18 protein-coding genes are annotated in these 17,954 nt (G+C 64.3%); 7 read left to right on the top strand and 11 right to left on the bottom strand.

From position 1 onward, the window contains the following. Nucleotides 1-138: 138 nt before the first annotated feature. Both GC148_RS06400 and GC148_RS06405 read left to right on the top strand, forming a co-directional pair. On the top strand, nucleotides 139-1,380 hold the full coding sequence (locus GC148_RS06400; RefSeq protein ID WP_291069691.1) for an argininosuccinate synthase: 1,242 nt from the start codon (nucleotides 139-141) through the stop codon (nucleotides 1,378-1,380). A gap of 170 nt (nucleotides 1,381-1,550) precedes the next feature. Next, nucleotides 1,551-2,093 carry a hypothetical protein gene (locus tag GC148_RS06405; RefSeq protein ID WP_291069693.1) on the top strand — a complete coding sequence of 181 codons (543 nt, stop codon included), beginning with the start codon at nucleotides 1,551-1,553 and terminating at the stop codon, nucleotides 2,091-2,093. Nucleotides 2,094-2,298: 205 nt separating this feature from the next. Here GC148_RS06405 and GC148_RS06410 read toward each other — a convergent pair whose 3' ends face one another. Both GC148_RS06410 and GC148_RS06415 read right to left on the bottom strand, forming a co-directional pair. Further along, nucleotides 2,299-2,727 (bottom strand): alkyl sulfatase C-terminal domain-containing protein, encoded by a 429-nt coding sequence (locus tag GC148_RS06410; protein ID WP_291069694.1) that lies wholly within the window; start codon nucleotides 2,725-2,727, stop codon nucleotides 2,299-2,301. A 39-nt stretch (nucleotides 2,728-2,766) separates the two neighbouring features. Further along, nucleotides 2,767-2,988: a helix-turn-helix domain-containing protein gene (locus GC148_RS06415; RefSeq protein ID WP_291069696.1), complete on the bottom strand. Its 222-nt coding sequence runs from the start codon at nucleotides 2,986-2,988 to the stop codon at nucleotides 2,767-2,769. A gap of 176 nt (nucleotides 2,989-3,164) precedes the next feature. Between GC148_RS06415 and GC148_RS06420 the strand changes: the two genes are divergently transcribed. Next, the gene (locus tag GC148_RS06420; protein WP_291069697.1) at nucleotides 3,165-3,392 is read left to right on the top strand and encodes a tautomerase family protein; all 228 of its coding nucleotides are present in this window, start codon (nucleotides 3,165-3,167) and stop codon (nucleotides 3,390-3,392) included. A gap of 50 nt (nucleotides 3,393-3,442) precedes the next feature. On the opposite strand, the gene cobT is transcribed toward GC148_RS06420, so the two are convergent. The 3 genes from cobT to cobS are packed head-to-tail and all read right to left on the bottom strand — an operon-like array spanning nucleotide 3,443 to nucleotide 7,109. Further along, nucleotides 3,443-5,434, bottom strand: coding sequence for a cobaltochelatase subunit CobT (gene cobT / locus GC148_RS06425; RefSeq protein ID WP_291069698.1), 1,992 nt, complete (start codon nucleotides 5,432-5,434; stop codon nucleotides 3,443-3,445). Beyond that, the gene (locus GC148_RS06430) at nucleotides 5,435-6,106 is read right to left on the bottom strand and encodes a dienelactone hydrolase family protein (protein ID WP_291069700.1); all 672 of its coding nucleotides are present in this window, start codon (nucleotides 6,104-6,106) and stop codon (nucleotides 5,435-5,437) included. Nucleotides 6,107-6,125: 19 nt separating this feature from the next. Beyond that, the gene (gene cobS, locus GC148_RS06435; RefSeq protein ID WP_291069702.1) at nucleotides 6,126-7,109 is read right to left on the bottom strand and encodes a cobaltochelatase subunit CobS; all 984 of its coding nucleotides are present in this window, start codon (nucleotides 7,107-7,109) and stop codon (nucleotides 6,126-6,128) included. Nucleotides 7,110-7,283: 174 nt separating this feature from the next. On the opposite strand from cobS, the gene GC148_RS06440 reads away from it, so the two are divergent. After that, entirely contained in the window at nucleotides 7,284-8,507 is a 1,224-nt protein-coding gene (locus GC148_RS06440; protein ID WP_291069704.1) for a tetratricopeptide repeat protein, read from the top strand. An 11-nt stretch (nucleotides 8,508-8,518) separates the two neighbouring features. On the opposite strand, the gene GC148_RS06445 is transcribed toward GC148_RS06440, so the two are convergent. The 3 genes from GC148_RS06445 to rpmB form a co-directional block, all read right to left on the bottom strand. Beyond that, nucleotides 8,519-9,352, bottom strand: a complete 834-nt coding sequence (locus tag GC148_RS06445) for a methyltransferase domain-containing protein (protein WP_291069706.1) — start codon at nucleotides 9,350-9,352, stop codon at nucleotides 8,519-8,521. After that, complete coding sequence (locus GC148_RS06450; RefSeq protein ID WP_291069707.1) at nucleotides 9,349-11,082, bottom strand: amidohydrolase; 1,734 nt, start codon at nucleotides 11,080-11,082, stop codon at nucleotides 9,349-9,351. Before GC148_RS06450 ends, GC148_RS06445 begins: the two co-directional genes overlap by 4 nt. Nucleotides 11,083-11,209: 127 nt before the next feature. Beyond that, complete coding sequence (gene rpmB, locus GC148_RS06455) at nucleotides 11,210-11,497, bottom strand: 50S ribosomal protein L28 (RefSeq protein WP_291069709.1); 288 nt, start codon at nucleotides 11,495-11,497, stop codon at nucleotides 11,210-11,212. Nucleotides 11,498-11,763: 266 nt separating this feature from the next. On the opposite strand from rpmB, the gene GC148_RS06460 reads away from it, so the two are divergent. Together GC148_RS06460 and GC148_RS06465 are read left to right on the top strand one after the other, a co-directional pair. Beyond that, complete coding sequence (locus GC148_RS06460) at nucleotides 11,764-12,654, top strand: DUF3108 domain-containing protein (protein WP_291069711.1); 891 nt, start codon at nucleotides 11,764-11,766, stop codon at nucleotides 12,652-12,654. A gap of 176 nt (nucleotides 12,655-12,830) precedes the next feature. Next, the gene (locus GC148_RS06465; protein WP_291069712.1) at nucleotides 12,831-13,604 is read left to right on the top strand and encodes a hypothetical protein; all 774 of its coding nucleotides are present in this window, start codon (nucleotides 12,831-12,833) and stop codon (nucleotides 13,602-13,604) included. A gap of 174 nt (nucleotides 13,605-13,778) precedes the next feature. On the opposite strand, the gene GC148_RS06470 is transcribed toward GC148_RS06465, so the two are convergent. Then, a complete protein-coding gene (locus GC148_RS06470; RefSeq protein ID WP_291069714.1) occupies nucleotides 13,779-14,078 on the bottom strand; it encodes a hypothetical protein in 300 nt (99 codons plus the stop codon). 199 nt (nucleotides 14,079-14,277) lie between these two features. Next, nucleotides 14,278-15,297, bottom strand: a complete 1,020-nt coding sequence (locus GC148_RS06475; protein ID WP_291069716.1) for an RluA family pseudouridine synthase — start codon at nucleotides 15,295-15,297, stop codon at nucleotides 14,278-14,280. 91 nt (nucleotides 15,298-15,388) lie between these two features. Here GC148_RS06475 and GC148_RS06480 point away from each other — a divergent pair, with 91 nt between their 5' ends. Next, nucleotides 15,389-17,080, top strand: coding sequence for an alkaline phosphatase D family protein (locus tag GC148_RS06480; protein WP_291069718.1), 1,692 nt, complete (start codon nucleotides 15,389-15,391; stop codon nucleotides 17,078-17,080). On the opposite strand, the gene GC148_RS06485 is transcribed toward GC148_RS06480, so the two are convergent. Continuing rightward, entirely contained in the window at nucleotides 17,077-17,835 is a 759-nt protein-coding gene (locus GC148_RS06485) for an SDR family oxidoreductase (RefSeq protein ID WP_291069720.1), read from the bottom strand. The two genes, GC148_RS06480 and GC148_RS06485, sit on opposite strands and share 4 nt — an antisense overlap. Nucleotides 17,836-17,954: the final 119 nt, after the last annotated feature.

The following is a 17,954-nucleotide window of genomic DNA, read 5'->3' on the forward strand; positions in this document are numbered from 1 at the left end:
ATATAAAGGCAATTCACTATAACGCTTTAGGAAAGCGTAAACCACTGGAATCACCGAACCGCTCCGTCTTGTCAGGTGATCGGCGGGACTTTAAGGCAACACTTTCCCCGTTCAGCCGAAAAATGCGTCAGGAATTCCATGTCCAAGTCCTCCGTGAAGCCCAAAAAGGTCGTTCTTGCCTATTCCGGCGGCCTCGACACCTCGATCATTCTGAAATGGCTCCAGGTCGAATTCGGCTGCGAAGTGGTGACGTTCACGGCCGATCTGGGCCAGGGCGAGGAACTGGAGCCGGCCCGCAAGAAAGCCCTCGCCGCCGGGGTGAAACCGGAAAACATCTTCATTGAGGACGTGCGCGAGGAATTCGTGCGCGATTTCGTCTTCCCGATGTTCCGCGCCAACGCCGTCTATGAAGGCGTCTACCTGCTCGGCACCTCGATTGCCCGGCCGCTGATTGCCAAGCGCCAGATCGAGATTGCCGACATGGTCGGCGCCGATGCCGTCTGCCACGGGGCGACCGGCAAGGGGAACGACCAGGTCCGCTTCGAGCTCGGCTATTATGGGCTGAACCCCGACATCAAGGTGATCGCGCCATGGCGCGACTGGGATTTCAAATCGCGCACCGACCTCCTCAAGTTCGCAGAAGAACACGGCATCGAGATTGCCAAGGACAAGCGGGGCGAGGCCCCCTTCTCCGTCGACGCGAACCTGCTGCACTCTTCCTCCGAGGGCAAGGTTCTGGAAAATCCGGCAGAGGCCGCACCGGAATTCGTCCATATGCGAACGATTGCGCCGGAAGATGCGCCCGACAAGGCCGAAATCATCACCATCGGCTTCGAGCGCGGCGACGCCGTGTCTATCAATGGCGAAGCGATGAGCCCGGCCACGTTGCTCACCGCGCTGAACGCCTATGGCAAGAAGCACGGGATCGGGCGGCTTGACCTGCTCGAAAACCGCTTCGTCGGCATGAAGTCCCGCGGCATCTACGAGACGCCGGGCGGAACGATCCTCCTTGTGGCCCACCGCGGCATCGAGCAGGCGACCCTCGACAGGGGCGCAAGCCACCTGAAGGACGAGCTGATGCCGAAATATGCAGAGCTCATCTACAACGGCTTCTGGTGGAGCCCCGAGCGCGAGATGCTGCAAGCGGCAATCGATCATTCGCAGCGTTGGGTCACGGGCGAAGTGACGATCAAGCTCTACAAGGGCACGGCCTACCTGATCGGGCGCTCGTCGCCCTATAGTCTGTACTCGGAGAAGATCGTGACCTTCGAGGATGATCACGGCGCCTATGACCAGAAAGACGCGGAAGGCTTCATCAAGCTGAACGCGCTGCGCCTGCGCCTGATGGCCGGCCGGGACCGGAAGTTCGGCAAGAACTGACGCCGGGTTTACTTTACTGAAAGGTACGGCCCGTTTTCTGCGCCTGTAGACAAACGCACAGGAGGCAGATCAAGCCCGACGGAGCTTTGCCCTGGATTCTCGTTGCCGTTCTGGCGGCGGCGGTCGGATGGCTTTTGACCAAACGCAAGGCTGGGACCGGACAATCCTCCGTGCCCGCACCTCAACCTGCCGCCCGCATGCCGGAACCGGAGCCGAACCCGGCCCCTTCCGAAGAACACCCCGAAGACGCTTTCTTCTACGCGCTCGGATGTGGCATCGGCTTTTACCGGAGCGGGTTTTATATGGACCGCGTTCTGGCCGGCGCTGCGGACGCATTGCTTCCAGGCGGTCATTCCCGACAAATGATCGACTTCGGGCGCGACATCTGGGAGCAATGGTTCTTCGGCGATATCGTGCCAGACCGTCTGTGTAAGGAGCGCATTGCGCCAGTAGCACAGCATTGGCCGGACGCCCGCAAGGACACGCTGATGACGGGCGCCTGGATCATGCTGCTCATGGACGATCCTGACGCCGGGAAAAACTATGTCGACCCGAACGCGCACGAAAACCTGCGCCTTGAGATGACCGCTGTGCTGAAATCGCTCGCAGGAGAACTTTACGGCGCGGACCGGGACGCGCGCTTGGCAAGCGTCTGCGCGCGCGCCGAGGAACTGGCGCAGGAGATCTTTGCAAAGGCCGGATTGCCGACCTGACGGACGCCTTCAAGACGTATCTGCCCTTGCCCCCCCTTCTTCGCCCGCTTATCGGTGACATAGCCCCGAAAAGTGACCTGTCCCCTCCCCGGAACAGGGCGCTTGCGAGGACGAGAAGCCGTATACGATTTCCCGAGCAAGAGGCCTGGTCCTCGTCCGTATCAGGATGAATCGAGCCCCGCACAGGCCCGGAGCCGGGCGCGCCCTAGCTGGCGGCAACCCGCAGGCGCGGCGACTGGGCGAAGACGCCGGGGCGCAGCCAGGCATTGATGTTGCGCAGCAGCGCCGGCTCGCCCTGCACATGCATCTCGCCGGTGCGCAGCACTTCCTTGAACGTCTTGTCGCCCATCCAGACCTCATACATCGTGCGGACTGTACAGTTGAAATAGACGTCCACGTCCCGGCCGGGATCCGTGACGCAGAGATCGACCCGGTCATCCTTCACCAGCAGCCAGAAATCCTTCTGCTCCTCGAGATCGGAGAACTTGAACTGGATGACGCTTTCATTGCCGATGAGTTTCGACGGATCGATGCTGCGCTCCATGTAGAGCATCAGCATCTCCACATCGAAATCGGAGTCGAGCATGGTTTCCTTGGTCCAGATGATGCCCCATTCGCCGATGGCGATGAGCACGGGCAGCAGCGATTCGCAGGCGGCCGTGGGGAAATATTCTTAGCCCTTCTGGCCCGGGATCTTGCGCCGCACCAGAATGCCTTGCTGTTCGAGAGACCTGAGACGCGCGGTGAGCAGGGCCGGCGAAATATCGCCGAGGCCGCGCTGCAGCGTGTTGAACCGGCGCCCGCCCATCAACAGCTCACGGATGATCAGGATGTTCCATTTCTCGCCGAGGATCTCGGCCGCCGACGAGATGGGGCAATACTGGCCATATTTCATGCGGGCGTCCCTCCGAAACCGCGTGACCGCAGTAAAACCCCAAAACTGAAGTGTGTCGCTTCCATTAGTGTAGTGCGCTACTTCAACCCGCGAACTGAACAGGCCGGCGGGCCCATGGCAAAACCTCCCTGTCGCCGGATGGTCCGGCCCGACAAGACAGACCAAGGAGAACTGCAATGCCACTCGTGACTGTTGACGTGATCAAGGACGTGTTCAGCCCCGCCCAAAAGGAAGAGATCATCCGCAAGGTGACGGATGCGATGGTCTCCGTGGAGGGCGAAGCCCTGCGCGGCGTGACCTGGGTGCGGATCATGGAAGTCGAGCAAGGCGACTGGGGCATCGGTGGCCAGCTCCTGAAAGCGCGCGATGTGCACCAGATGCAGGGCGCAACCGAGAACGCCTGACCTCGCCTGCCAAACCGACCTGAACGGGGGCCCGCATTTGCGGGCCCTTTTTACTTCTTACCCGGCGGCTTCACGGCCTGCAGCGTGGTGGTCTTCACATCCCGGCCCGTGCCGACCTTCCGACCATAGCTGGGCGCGCCGGAGGCGGCGCCCGAGACCGCGCCGCGGGTGGTGCGCTCCGTGAGCGGAGGGATGGCCATGGCGGCGGGGTTCGGCGGGTGTTCGTCGAAGAGCGAGGCGAGCTGCTCCGTCATCGCGCCGCCGAGCTGTTCTGCATCGACGATGGTCACGGCGCGCTTGTAATAGCGCGTGACATCGTGGCCGATGCCGATGGCGATCAGTTCGACCGGGGACTGGTTCTCGATCTGGTCGATCACCTGGCGTAGGTGGCGTTCCAAATAATTGCCGATATTGACGTTGAGCGTGGAATCATCGACGGGTGCGCCGTCCGAAATTACCATCAGGATCTTGCGCTGTTCGGGCCGGCCGAGCATGCGGTCGTGCGCCCAGAGCAGCGCCTCGCCGTCGATGTTCTCCTTCAGGAGGCCTTCGCGCATCATCAGGCCGAGATTGCGGCGCGCACGGCGCCACGGCATGTCGGCAGCCTTGTAGATGATGTGGCGGATGTCGTTGAGACGGCCCGGGCTGTTCGGCTTGCCGGCCTTCACCCAGTCCTCGCGGCTCATGCCGCCTTTCCAGGCCTTGGTGGTGAATCCGAGGATCTCGGTCTTCACGGCGCAGCGCTCCAGCGTGCGGGCGAGAATGTCCGCACACAGAGCCGCCACCATGATCGGGCGGCCGCGCATGGAGCCGGAATTGTCGAGCAGCAGCGTGACGATCGTGTCGCGGAACTTGGTGTCGTCTTCCTGCTTGAAGGAGAGCGGCGCGGTGGGATCGGTGATGACGCGCGTGAGGCGCGCGGTGTCGAGCACGCCTTCTTCAAGATCGAAGGACCAGGAGCGGTTCTGCTGCGCCATCAGGCGGCGCTGCAGCTTGTTGGCGAGCTTGGCAACCGCGCCCTGAAGGCCTTGCAGCTGGTGGTCGAGATAGGCGCGCAGGCGCGTCAGTTCCTCGGCGTCGCACAGGTCCGGCGCATTGGCGGTCTCGTCATGCGCGCGGGTGAACACGTTGTAGACAAAGCGGTCGCGGTCGTCGCCCGGCTGGAAGTTCGGGCGCAGCGGCTTGGTGCCGTCATCCTCGTCGTCGGGCGAATCGTCCGCGTCGAGATCGGCTTCCTGGTCGACCGAGACATTGGCCTCCTCGCCATCGATGTCCTCGGTCTCGCCGGCCTCCATCTGGTCGGAGGAAGAGCCCATCTGTTCCTCGGTGGAGACATCGTCTTCGCCGGTCTGGGTTTCGCTGTCGTCCTGCTGCTGGCTGTCTTCCTGCTCGTCGGTCTCGACATCCTCGCCGGGCACATCCGAAGCCGTCAGGTCACGGATGATCGAGCGGATCGTCTTGCCGAACTGCGCCTGGTCGTGGAGCTGGCTGATGAGGCTGTCGAGCGCCTCCCCTGCCCGCGCCTCGGCCTTCTCGCGCCAGACATCGGCCACGCGGCGGGCGCTTTCGGGCAGCTCGCGCCCGGTGAGGCGTTCGCGCAGCAGGAATTCCAGCGCCGGCGCGAGGACGGCTTCGGGGTCTTCCGAGCCGGCGCCGAAATTGGTGGACCGGCAGCGGAAATCGAGCGCGGCGTCGAGATTGCCGGCGGTGCCGGACATGGCGTTGGCGCCAAGGCTTTCGATGCGGGCGGTTTCGGCGCCTTCATAGACACGGCGGGCCAGCTCGCCCTGCGGACGGTTTGCGAAATGGGCGGCGGCGTCATGGTGAGCCCGGCGCAGGGCCATGGCGTCGGCCTCGCCCCGGATACGGGCGGCAACTTCCGGCGCGAGTTCGATCGGCGGCGGGCGCAGCACGAGCCGGTCGCCCTGGTCGCCGGCATCGGCGCCGAAGCCGACTTCGAGTTCACGCTCCGCGCTCATCGCCTTGGTGGTGGCGGCAAGGGCGGCCTTGAACAGGTCCTGGGGGGTGGTGTCCTTGGCCATCTAGCGGGCGGAGGCCTTTTCGAAGAGGTCGAGCGTGCGCTGCCAGGCGAGGGCGTCAGAGGCGGCGTCATAATCAGCAGACCTGGTGCGGGCAAAGCCATGGCCGGCCTCGTAGATCCAAGTCGGTACGTCCGGGCGTGCGGCGGCGAAGGCTTCGACGCCGGGAACCGGAATGTGCGCGTCCTGGCGGCCGAAATGGGTGATCGTGGGACAGCGCGGCGCACGGTCCTTCAGGCCCGGCACGAGGCTGCCATAGTAGCAGGAGGCCGCCGCCAGGCCGTCGAGGTTGCAGGCGGCGAGATAGGCCATCGAGCCACCATAGCAGTAGCCGGAGATGAAGACCGGGCCTTCGAGCGCGGCGATGCAGGCAGCGATATCGGTGAGGGCGTTCTCAAGGCCGTTGGCGCGGGCATGGCCCCCACCGGCGGCGATGTCGTCCGGCCCATGGCCTTCACGCACGAAGCCCTTCTCCTGACGGTCGAACATCGAGGGCACGATGACCTCCAGCCCGGTCGCGGCGAAGCGTTGGGCGGCGGCGGCCATGTAGGAATTGATGCCGAAGATCTCCTGGATGAGGACAAGGCCGCCCTTGCGCGCGCCAACCGGCGCGACATGCAGGGCGCCGAACGTGAAGCCGGACGCGCCGGTCAGTTCGATCCGCTTTTCCATCATTGCAGGACCCTCCCGGGGATCAGGCCACCTTCACCATCAGGGCGCTCTCGGGGAGTTCCACGCCGAAGCAGCGCTGGTACATCTCCGCCACGAGAGGACGCTCAAGCTCGTCGCACTTGTTGAGGAAGGTCATGCGGAATGCGTGGCCGAGGTCGCCGAAGATGGCGAAGTTCTCGGCCCAGGTGATGACCGTACGCGGACTCATCACGGTGGAAAGGTCTCCGGCCATGAAGGCGTTGCGGGTGAGATCGGCCAGCGTGACCATCTTGGCGAGGGTCGCATCCTCGACACCGGTCGCCTTCGCCTTGACGATCTCGACCTCGGCATCATGGGCGAGATAGTTCAGCGTGGTGACGATGGACCAGCGGTCCATCTGGCCCTGGTTGAGCTGCTGGGTGCCGTGATAGAGCCCGGTTGTATCACCGAGACCCACCGTATTGGTGGTCGAGAACAGCCGGAAATACGGGTTCGGCGCGATCACGCGGTTCTGGTCGAGCAGCGTGAGTTTGCCGGAAGCTTCCAGCACGCGCTGGATGACGAACATCACGTCGGGGCGGCCGGCGTCATATTCGTCGAACACGATGGCGACCGGGCGTTGCAGGGCCCAGGGCAGGATGCCTTCACGGAACTCGGTAACCTGCTTGCCGTCTTTGAGGACGATGGCGTCCTTGCCGACCATGTCGATCCGGCTGACATGGGAGTCGAGGTTGACCCGGATCATCGGCCAGTTGAGGCGCGCAGCCACCTGTTCAATGTGGGTCGACTTGCCGGTGCCGTGATAGCCCTGCACCATGACGCGGCGGTTGTGCTCGAAGCCCGCGAGGATGGCGAGTGTCGTTTGCGGGTCGAACCGGTAGGACGGATCGATCTCCGGCACATACTCGGTGCGCGTCTTGAACCCGTGCACGACCATCGCCGTTTCGAGGCCGAACAGCTTTTTCAGATTGAGCTTTTCGGTCGGTTTCAGGCCTTCGAGCGTGTCGGTGGAGGTCATTGCAGTCATGGATTCGCGGAACTCGCCAGCAGAGACATAAGGATGAACCATGCGTTCTAGCACGGGATGGCCGCGCGCCTAGTGCGACGTAGCGTAAGTGCGCAGGCGGCCCCCCCCCCGGAGGGTGATGACTTGGCCGGCGGCACCTTTTAGGCTGCGGGCCTGAATTCAAAGGTAGATTTGATGCGATTCCGGTATTTGACGGGCCTGGCGGCCCTTTTTTTAGGTCTGGCACTGACGGCGTCGGCGCAACAGGCGGAAGGTCCGTCCCAGCTGGCACAAGGCGATGCTTACCTCGCCCGCGCGTCGGGCCCGGCGGACTTTGAGGCCGCCTATGTTGCCTATCTCGACGCAGCCGATGCCGGCATATCGATCGGGTATGCCCGCGCCGGAAGGATGAAGGAGACCGGACAAGTCACCACCGGCGACCGGACGGACGACAATTTCGAAGCCGCCATGCTTTACACCATGGGCGCGGAAGAGGGCTGCTATACGTGCATGCTGGAAGCCGCCCGAATGTATGACACCGCGCCCAACGGCGTGGAGCGCAACCTGTCCCAGGCGCTGGTCTGGTATTCGAAGGCCTACGAAATCAGCTTCACCAAATCCGACGCGGAATTTGCGAACATCAAGCGCGTCTCGTCAGAGGGCTATGACATGGCCGTAGGCGAGATGCAGGCCGGCAATCACTGGGAGGCCTATCACCAGTTCAAGACGCTGTGCGATTTCAAGGGGCCGGGCGCGTGCTACTTCCTCGGGATGTACCTGGGCGCGGGCAATTCACCCTACGGCCAGGACGTGCCCGCATCACTCGCACCGCTGGCCTTTGCCTGCGATCAGGGCGTGCCGAATGCCTGCAAGGTGCACGCGGATCTGACCGGCTTTGTGGGGCCGAGCGCGGGCCGTTCGAACGGCTACCGTGCGGAGCGCTATTTCAAACCGGTCTGCGACTCGGACAATCCCGATTATGACGCCTGCTTCAATGTGGCGTGGCTCAACTATTATACCGACTACGGACTGAACGATTGGGAGACGATCCGCACCTATTCGGTCAAGGCCTGCTTCGACGGCGGCGTGCCACTCTCCTGCAACCTCGCCATGAAGATGGCGCAGATGCTGGGTCCGCCGCCGGGATCGGTGCCCACGGAGTCAGGCGGAAACTGGGGGCGCAGCGTGGACAATGCGATTGGCGGCATCTTCGCCGCGCTGGCCAGCGGCGCGGGCGCGTATGCGCAATCCGACAGCATGGGAACATCCGGCAGCTATTCATCCGCCAATCCGGGCAGCTCGACCGGGAATGTCGCGGCGTGGCAGGCGAGCCGCGACTGGAACGAGGCACGGCGTGCCACGGCCAATATCGGCACGGTCTATTCCTCGTCCTGCCGGCCGGGCAACAGTTATTGCTGAGCCCTGCGAGCTTAAGGTTTGCGGAAGATCAGCAGCGCCTGGCTCGTATGGCCCCGGATCTCCGGATCGAACACGTTTTTCGTGCCGTCATCGTCCGGATTGACCAGGAGGTCTGACTCCGCTTCCAGCGTGAAGCCCGCCGCGGCGGCATAGGCCTTGATGATGGCGGGGTCGATCCGGTGGGTGTCGCCGCCCGTGGTTTCGGGCGAACCGGCGGGGGCGATATGGTCGATCACGACGAACTCACCGCCGGATTTCAGCACACGCGCGATTTCCGCATAGGCGGCAGCCGGGGCGCCGAAACCTTCTGGCGTATCGTCCGGGAAGTAGGCCAGCTCATGGGGCCCCTGGAACCAGGTGACCGTGTCGACGGCGCCGTCGGCAAGACCGAAGGCGTCGAAATTCGACTTGATCACACTGACATTGGTCAGCCGGCCATCCAGGCGCTTGGACACCCGGTCGCCGAGAAAGGCGTCGAAGGCGGCCGGGTTCTGCATGTAGACCTTGCCGTCCGCGCCGACCGTGCGGGAAAGGATCTCGGTGAAGTAACCACCGCCCGCCTCGATCTCGAGGACCGTGTCGCCGGGCTGGAGCGCCATCAAGGCGAGCACTTCGGCGGGCTTGCGGTTCGTATCGGCGAGGATGTCCGTCTCCGGACGTTCGGGCGTGTCGACGAAGGCCGCATAGTCGATCGCGGCGGCCGCAGGCTCTTCAGCGACGACAACCGCCTCGACCGCAGCGGCTTCCGGCGCGGGCGCAACCTCGTGCGCGGCCGGCGTGGAACAGCAGGCCGAGACCAGCGCGAACGCTAGGGCAGCGGCGCTGCCGGGCAGAAACGTCTTCATGGAATTTGTCCTTCTTCCCCTTCCGGCGCCGCCCCCTCCTCCGGGACGTCTGTATCTTGGCGCCAGACCACCTTTCCGGCGATGACGGTCATCACCGGTCTGGCGGAGAGAATGTCACCTTCGGGAATGGTCATCAAGTCGCGGTCGAAGACCGAAAAGTCGGCCCATTTGCCGGGCTCGATGGTGCCGAGATCGGCCTCCTGGAAGGCGGCATAGGCCGGGCCGGAGGTGAACAGGGCAAGCGCCTGCTGGCGGGTGAGCGCCTCTTCAGGGTGCCAGCCTTCGCCAGTGAATCCTTTCAGGTCCTTGCGGGCGACGGCGGCGTAGAACTCGATCAGCGGCGAGCCGACCTCGACCGGGGCGTCCGAACCGCCGGCGAGGTGGGCGCCGGAGGCCAAGAGGCTCGCCCAGGCATAGGCGCCGCGCAGCCGGTCCAGCCCGAGGCGGGAAGGCGCGAAGTGCAGGTCGCCGATGGCGTGGCTCGGCTGCATCGAGGCGATCAGGCCGAGCGCGCCGACGCGGGCGATGTCTTCCGGCGCGAGCACCTGCGTATGCTCGATGCGCCAGCGCAGGTCCGGGCCGTATCCCAGCGCCTCGAACGTATCGAGGATGCGGCGGTTGGCGAGATCGCCGATGGCATGGATGGCGAGCTGGACGTTCTTTTCCTTGGCATCCATCATCAGGTTGTGCAGGGCCTCGGGCTCCAGCAGAGCGAGGCCGCTGGTGTCCGGACGGTCAGCATACGGCTTGATCAGCAGCGCGCCCCGGCTGCCGAGGGCGCCGTCCATATAGAGCTTCACGGTACGGTTGGTGATCGTCGGCGTTTCGTAGAGGCGGCCGGCGGCGATATCGAAGCCGTTCTCGTCATACGCATTGTAGACGCGCAGCGGCAGCTTCCCGGCCTGACTGAGCGATTGCAGCCAGGGCGCATGCAGGCGCGGAACACTCATATTGTGCACGCCGGTCCAGCCGCGGGCCGCATAGGTCTTCGCGCCCACTTCATAGGCGCGCCGGACATCCTCTTCGCTCGGATCCGTGATCAGCTGGGTCAGTGGGTACATGGCATTGTCGAGGACGATACCGGTCGCGAGATTGTCCGGGCCGCGCTCGACCTTGCCGCCTTCGGGGTCGCCGGTGATGTGATAGAGGCCCGCCGCCTTGAGCGCCGACGTATTGGCCACCACCGCATGGCCGTCCGAGCGGCCGAGGATGACCGGATTGTCCGGGCTGACGGGGTCGAGATCGGCAGCTGACGGCATGCGCCCTTCCGGCCAGCCGGTTTCGATCCAGCCGCGCCCGTAGAGCACTTCGCCGGGCGCCAGCCCCTGCAGCTCGGCTTCGACACGGGTGACGAGTTCGGCGACCGAGGCCGTGCCCTCAAGATTGAGGGTCAGCTCGCGCTGGCCGATGCCGAGCAGGTGGGCATGGGCATCGGTAAAGCCAGGATAGAGATAGGCGCCGCCGAGATCGACGAGATGGATCTCGCTGGTATCGTCGCCCCAGTCGGCGGACATTGGCGGGATCGTGGCGAGGATGCGCCCGTCCGGATAGACCACGACGCCGGTGACGGTCGCGGGGTCTTCGAGGCCGGTATAGATCGTGCCGTTGGTGAAAACCGTGACGCGCGGATCTTCGGCAGGGGCCGGGTCCGGCGCCGCGGCCTGGGTCGGGGCGGGCCCGGCGCAGGCGGCGAGTGCGAGGGCGGCGGTCAGAAGGCTGGCAAGACGCATGGGGCACTCCCTCAGAAGGTCAGCCCGCAAGGTTGCACGCTTCGAGGGACCCCGCAAACAGCCCCGGAATGCAAAACGCCGGACCCCCTCGGGCCCGGCGCTGCGGAAGTCTCGAAAGGCGTCCCGATCAGGCGGTGACGGCTTTTTTCTCGATGTCGCGCTTGATTTTCAGGGCTTTCGGGGAAAGCGCCTCATCTTTCGCCTTGGCGAGGAAGGGGTCCAGGCCGCCGAGCTTGTCGACCGTGCGCAGAGCCTTTGCGGCGATGCGCAGGCGGAAATCCTGGTCCAGGGCTTCCGAATGCAGCGTAACCTGCACAAGATTCGGCAGATACCGACGCTTGGTCTTGATCTGGGAGTGGCTGACGATATGGCCGACCATCGGCTTCGTGCCAGTAAGTTCACATTCGCGGGACATGGGCCTCGCTCCGGGTAAAAGGGGCATGTTTGATCTGAAGGCGCGCTCCTACAGTCTGCGGGCGCCTCCTGTCAACCACGACGAATCAGGCAATTCCTGTCTCCGGGCCGAAGGCTTGCTGTCACGCGCTGTCATCTTATGTCAGTGGGCGGCCGGGGCCAAATGAGGCATCCTCCGGGCAAGGCTGTTCAGGCCATGTTGGGAAGGGGCGTTGTAAGCCGGGGGCCGATGGTGCCTCCCGCACCGGAAAGGACGAAACGAACCCGATGAAGCGCAGCCTCCTGATCGCCGCCGCCTCGCTGGCCCTGCTGGGCGCCTCTGCCGCCGAGACCGCCCCGCATGCCGACAAACCGGCCGTTCTCGCCAGCATCAAGGCGGGCGCGCCGACCCGCATGCTCTACGAACTGGACGCCAAGGCCATGGTGTTCATCCTGCCCGCCACCGGCCGGGCGAGCTTCACCGTGGACATGAAGCCCGACAGTTATGCCATCAAGTCGCGCGTGCGCACGACCGGTCTGGCCGACATTTTCGTCAACTATGACATGTCGCTGAACGCCGAGGGCAAGACCCGCCCCGACGGCCTGAAGGCCACAAAATACATCTCGCAGAACAAGGACGGGAAGAAGAACCGCCGCGTTGAGCTGAGCATGACCGATACCGGCTTCTCGATGACGGCGAAGCCCCGCTTCGGAAACCTCGGCGACCCGGCCGCCACCGCCGAACAGGTGGTGTTGGCGAATGACCCGCTGACCGCGCTGATCACTTTCGCGCTGGAGCCGCGCGCGCCGGGCGCAGATGCCTGCGGCGGGCCGATCAAGGTGTTCGATGGCCGCCAGCTCACCTACCTGCACCTGAAGCGCGCCGGGACCGGCACGGTGAAGGTGAAGACCAATGGCTGGAGCGGTCAGGCGATCGAGTGCCATGTCACGATGGACAAGATTGCCGGCTACAAGAAGGGCGAAGTGAACAATGACACGCTGACCGGCATTTCCGGCCCGCTGAAGATGTACCTCGCCCCACTGGAGAATGGCGCCTACGTGCCGGTGAAGATCGTGGCGGACACGGACAAGGTCGGCAAGATCACCCTGACCGCCCGCACCCTGCGCTTCGAACCTCTGGTCACCGCGTCGACAGGTACTCCGGGCAAGGACGGTTAAGACCGGACGTTCGGGTTTGGCCCGAATTCACCCGTCGCCGCGCAGTATCTGTAGGTCTCGGTACGATCAAACCCTTCCGCTCATTGGTCTCTGCGCAGCAGCGCCGATAAAGCCGCTTTCTATTTGTCACTCTTCGCTGCAGACCTAATCGTTAGAACGAGAACGAGGGGACACATATGCTGCTGCGAGCAATGACAAGGCACGTGAAGGAGCAGAACTGGTTTGCAGTGGGCCTCGATTTCTTGATCGTCGTGTTTGGCGTGTTTATCGGTTTGCAGGTTTCGAACTGGAACGAAGAACGCGGGCTGTTGCAAAAGGAAGTCGTTGTTCTTGAAGCGCTATCTCAAGACCTTGAAGGCGCGATAGAATCCTTCGACGCGTTCCTGCTTCGCATTGAGCGTCAAACACAGCGACAGTTGGAATTGGCGGAGGTTGTCGATGGTGTTCGATTGGATGTTACCCCCGCCGAACTCGACGCCTTGGTTTCAGATGCGGTTTATTTGCTTCTGCTTCCGGAACCAAGACGCGCTTCTGTCGAGGATCTGAAGACCTCAGGTCAGATCAACCTGATACGAAATGCGGATATTCGAAGGCGCATCCTGGAGCTTGAACCCACCATAGTTGACGTTGAACAATCGATGGATGAACAACGGCGCCTCGTGTTCGATAAAGTCGATTCATATCTGATCGCCAATTATGATCTGCGAGGAATCGCGAATGGATCGGGGACGGTGGTGACAGAGTCGGCCGAACAGTATTGGCCTGTCACAAACTTCCCACGCGAATCTCAATTAGAACTCGTCCAGACGCTGGAGTTCCGGAATCTGCTCATCTACCGAATGATGATGCTAAGCGGCCTCGACTTCACGCTTCAGCAGTTAAGCCGCGAGTATCGCGAAACCAACGAAATGGTACATGGGCGCCTGCGTGAACTGGGCAAAGAACCATAATCCACGTGATCTGCGATATGACTGCAGTCACGCCGGGAACAGCCGTCCGGCTCTGCATTTGGGAAAGCCGCTTTCGGCTGCGCATTCCAACCGTGCGCGCACCACGATGACAACGGGCTCTGATCGAGCCCCATCCCGGCACGGCCGCAGCAACAGGTGCAGGATGCCGGGGGCTTAGGCCGGCATCCTGTAGCCGGCCCCAAAAGCATAGGACATCCAGAAACAGACAATCCCGGCTTTGCCGAGGAGTTCACGGATTTCCAGTTCGGCCTGTTCCATGATCTCTGGCGCGTTGTTCAGCCGCTGGGCCAGCGTGTCGGACGCCGCGTAGATGATCAGCGCAACGGCGGAGAGCGCCGACACGAAGATCAGCGTGGCGGCAAGGCCCGGGCCGATACCGAGCTTTCCGAGCGCGCGACGGACGGGACTGAAGACGAGGGCGAGGATGACTGCGGTGACAATCGGGATGAACACCAACTACGCGACCGAAAGCGCGCCGAAGGCCATGATCAGGAAGATGCCGATCATCGCCCAGCGCGCATTGGCGCGGGGACCTGTTCGGGCTCGTTTCCGGGGGGCGATGACGCGGCGTTCGACATTGAACTCTCCTGCGGGTGGACATCGCGGTGCGGCGGGCCGCAGCCTACGCGAAGCAGTAACCGGTGGCTATCGGTTACACGTTCTTGGGCAGGCCCTCGAGTGCATGGATCAGTTCCGCCATGTCCGGCGGTACCGGCGCTTCGAAATGCAGCGTCTTGCCGGTGACCGGATGAACAAAGCCGAGCACCGCCGCATGCAGGGCCTGACGGGGAAAGGCGCGGGCAACCGCCAACGCGGCCGCATGCGCGTCGCCCGAGCCGAGCGCCGAGATGCCCATCTGGCGGCCATAGACCGGATCGCCGATCACCGGCACGCCGATATGCGCCAAGTGCACGCGGATCTGGTGGGTGCGGCCGGTTTCGAGGCGGCACTGGACCAGCGCAGCGGCGGGCGCGCGGGTATGCTTGTCGCGCACGCCATAGGTTTCGGCAACCTTGTAATGGGTGACCGCGCGCCGCGCGGAAGGGCTGTCCGGATTTCTGTGCACGGACATCTTCTTCCGGTCGGTCTGCGAGCGGGCGATGGCCGCGTCAATGGTGGCAGTGAGCGGACGGGGCGCGCCGCGCGTGACGGCGAGATACATCCGCTCAATGTCGTGCTGCTCAAACAGGGCGGCAAGGCCGGTATGGGCGATCTCGGCCTTGGCAGCGACCATGACGCCGCTGGTCAGCTTATCGAGCCGGTGGACAATGCCGGGGCGTTCGACCCCGCCGATGCCGGAAAGCTGACCCTTGCAATGATGCAGCAGCGCGTTGACCAGCGTGCCGGTCTCATTGCCGGGCGCCGGATGCACCGCCATGCCGGCGGCCTTGTTCAGGACCACCAGATGGTCGTCCTCGAACAGGATTTCGAGCGGGAGCGCCTCGGCCTGCGGCTCGGCCGCAACGGGTGCCGGAAGGGCCACGATATAGATACTGCCCGCCTTGACCGGGGCGCGGGGACTGATCTCGACCCGGCCATCGACCGTGACCACGCCCTCCTCGATCAGCGCCCGGGCGCGCGACCGCGAGATTTCCGCCGCCTTCGCGCCGAGGAACGCATCGAGCCGCTGGCCGGCATCTTCAGGCGTGGCAGTGATTTCGATCTGGCTCATGATGGCGCCTTATAGACGAGGCCTGCGGGCTGCGTCATGCTGGCTTCACACTGCCGGTTCATAAGGCGGCATTCTTTCGGGGAGATTCCAGATGGTACAGGTGACACGGCGCGGACTTCTGGGCGGCGCAGCCCTTGGCTCGATCGGCCTGGCGGCCTGCAAGACGGCGCCGGTCGCGGACGAAGGATTCCAGGGCGAACTCGCCTTCCTGCACGGCGTAGCCTCCGGCGATCCCCTGCCCGGCGCGATGATCCTCTGGACCCGGGTGACCCCGCTGTCCGGCACTGGCCCGGTGACGGTGACCTGGGAAGTCTTCGAGGCCGGCAGCCAGACCCCGGCAGCGTCTGGTGAGGTGGTGACCTCCGAGGCCCGCGACTATACGGTGAAGGCCGATGCGACCGGGCTGAAGGCTGCGACGGCCTACACGTACCGGTTCAAGGCGAAGGCTGCCGACGGAGACGTCATCTCGCCGGAAGGGCGCACGCGCACGCCGTCGGCGGACGCGAGCGCGCCGGTGAAGCTGGCGGTTGCGTCCTGCGCCAACTGGCAGTTCGGCCTGTTCAATGTGTACCGCGAGATGGCCAATGAGCCAGGCCTCGACGCGATCGTGCACCTGGGCGACTACATGTACGAGTACGGCACCGACGGGTATGGCGGCGACGTGGCGGCCCAGCTTGGCCGGCCGCATGATCCGCCCACCGAGATCATATCGCTGTCCGACTATCGCCGCCGGCATGCCCAGTACAAGAGCGACCCGAACTTGCAGGCCGCCCATGCCGCGGCGCCCTGGATCTGCACCTGGGACGACCATGAGAGTGCCAACGATTCCTACCGGACGGGCGCCGAAAACCACAATCCCGACAAGGGCGAAGGCGAATGGAGCGATCGCAAGATGCGCGCGCTGCAGGCCTATTTCGAATGGATGCCGATCCGTGAGCCAAAATCGGGCGAAGTCACATCCGCCGTCTGGCGCACGTTCCGGTTCGGCAATGTGGCCACGGTCCACGCGCTCGACTCACGCCTCACCGGCCGGTCCGAGCCGCTGGACTGGGGCTCGGCGCTCGCTGGCGCGGCGACGCAGGAAGAGATCGGCGCACGCGTGATGGCGACGATGCAGGCGGTGGCGGACCCCGCACGCACGATGCTGGGCGCCGAGCAGGAAGCCTGGCTGGCGGGTGAATTGAAAGCCTCAGTCCAGTCCGGCGCGACGTGGCAGGTGCTGGCCAACCAGGTCGTGATGGCGCGCAACCGGCTGCCCGATTTCACGACGATCATGACCGAGGAACAGAAGGCCGCGCAGGACCGGCCTGAAGTGCTGGCGATGCTGCCCTTCACGGCGCTCGGCCTGCCCTGGAACCTTGATGCCTGGGACGGCTATCCGATGGCGCGCGAGCGGCTCTATGCCAGCGTGGCCGAAGCCGGCGCCGCACTGGTGACGCTGGCGGGCGACACGCACACGGCATTTGCCAACGAACTCTATGACGCAGTCGGCGTGCGGCGCGGGGTCGAGTTTGCGTGCACCTCGGTCAGCTCCCCCGGCATGGGCGCGTATGTGAAGGCGGTGCCGGACCTCGGCCAGCTGATCGCCGACGTGAACCCGGAAGTCGTCTGGCATGACCCGTTCAGCCATGGCTTCACGCTGGTCACGCTGACACCGGAATCGGCGCGCGCCGATTACCGGACGGTGTCGACGATCTACGCGTCGGAATACACGGCAGCGACTGTGGCGAGCTATGCCGCTTCGGTGGACAAGGGCAGTGTGACCGCACTGTCGCCGGTCTAGTCGAGCAGGCCCGACAGGGTCGAACGGCCGCCATCGAGAATCAGGCTCTGGCCGGTCATGTAGGCAGCGGCGGGAGATGCGATAAAGCGCGCTGCCTCGGCGATTTCATCAGCTTGCGCGGCGCGGCCGAGCGGTACGCGCCGGGCGGTCCAGCTTTCGGCGCGCTCTTCGCGCGGACGGATGGCGACCACAGCATTCACGCGGATCCCGTGCTCGGCCAGTTCCAGCGCGCCGGCCCGCATGACACCGAGAATGGCGCTCTGGGCGACGGTTTCGGTGAACCGGCCTGGCATCGAGGCAATCGAGGCATAGCCGAGGATGAAGGTGATCGTCCCCTTCTGACGGATACGCTCGACACCGGCCTGTGGCAGGTCTTCCTGGTCGAGCAGGCGCTCGGCTATGACACGCAGCGCAAGCGCCGCGCCGCGGGCGGAGCGGGCGAGCGCTTTTTCGAACTTCTCCTGGGCGAAATCGAGCAGGTGGTCGCTGTCCTCGATCTCGGGAACGATCACGGCATTGTCGATGCGGCCGAAGGCTTCCAGCGCGGCCGTGATCGCATTGCGCAGCCCGAGGCGCGAATGCAGCTCGCCATGATAGGTGGCCGCGCCGTCTTCCAGCGCGTCGCGGGCCACTTCAAGGCGTTCGTCCGACGGATCGGCCACCAGAACGCGGTGGCCGTCTTCCTGGAAGGTGCGGGCGATCGCGTCGCCGACTTCGCGGCCGAGCCCGAGAACGAGGGTTACGGGCTCACCCACGGGCGAAACCAGCCGCAGGCGGCGCGCCGCGAAGATCGAAATCAGGTGTCATCGGCCCATTCTCCAGACGGCTGCGACCAGGTTGAGTCCCGGCCAGACCGCAAGAAGCGGGCCAAAGG

The organism is Hyphomonas sp. (assembly GCF_016125515.1).
Taxonomy (GTDB): domain Bacteria; phylum Pseudomonadota; class Alphaproteobacteria; order Caulobacterales; family Hyphomonadaceae; genus Hyphomonas.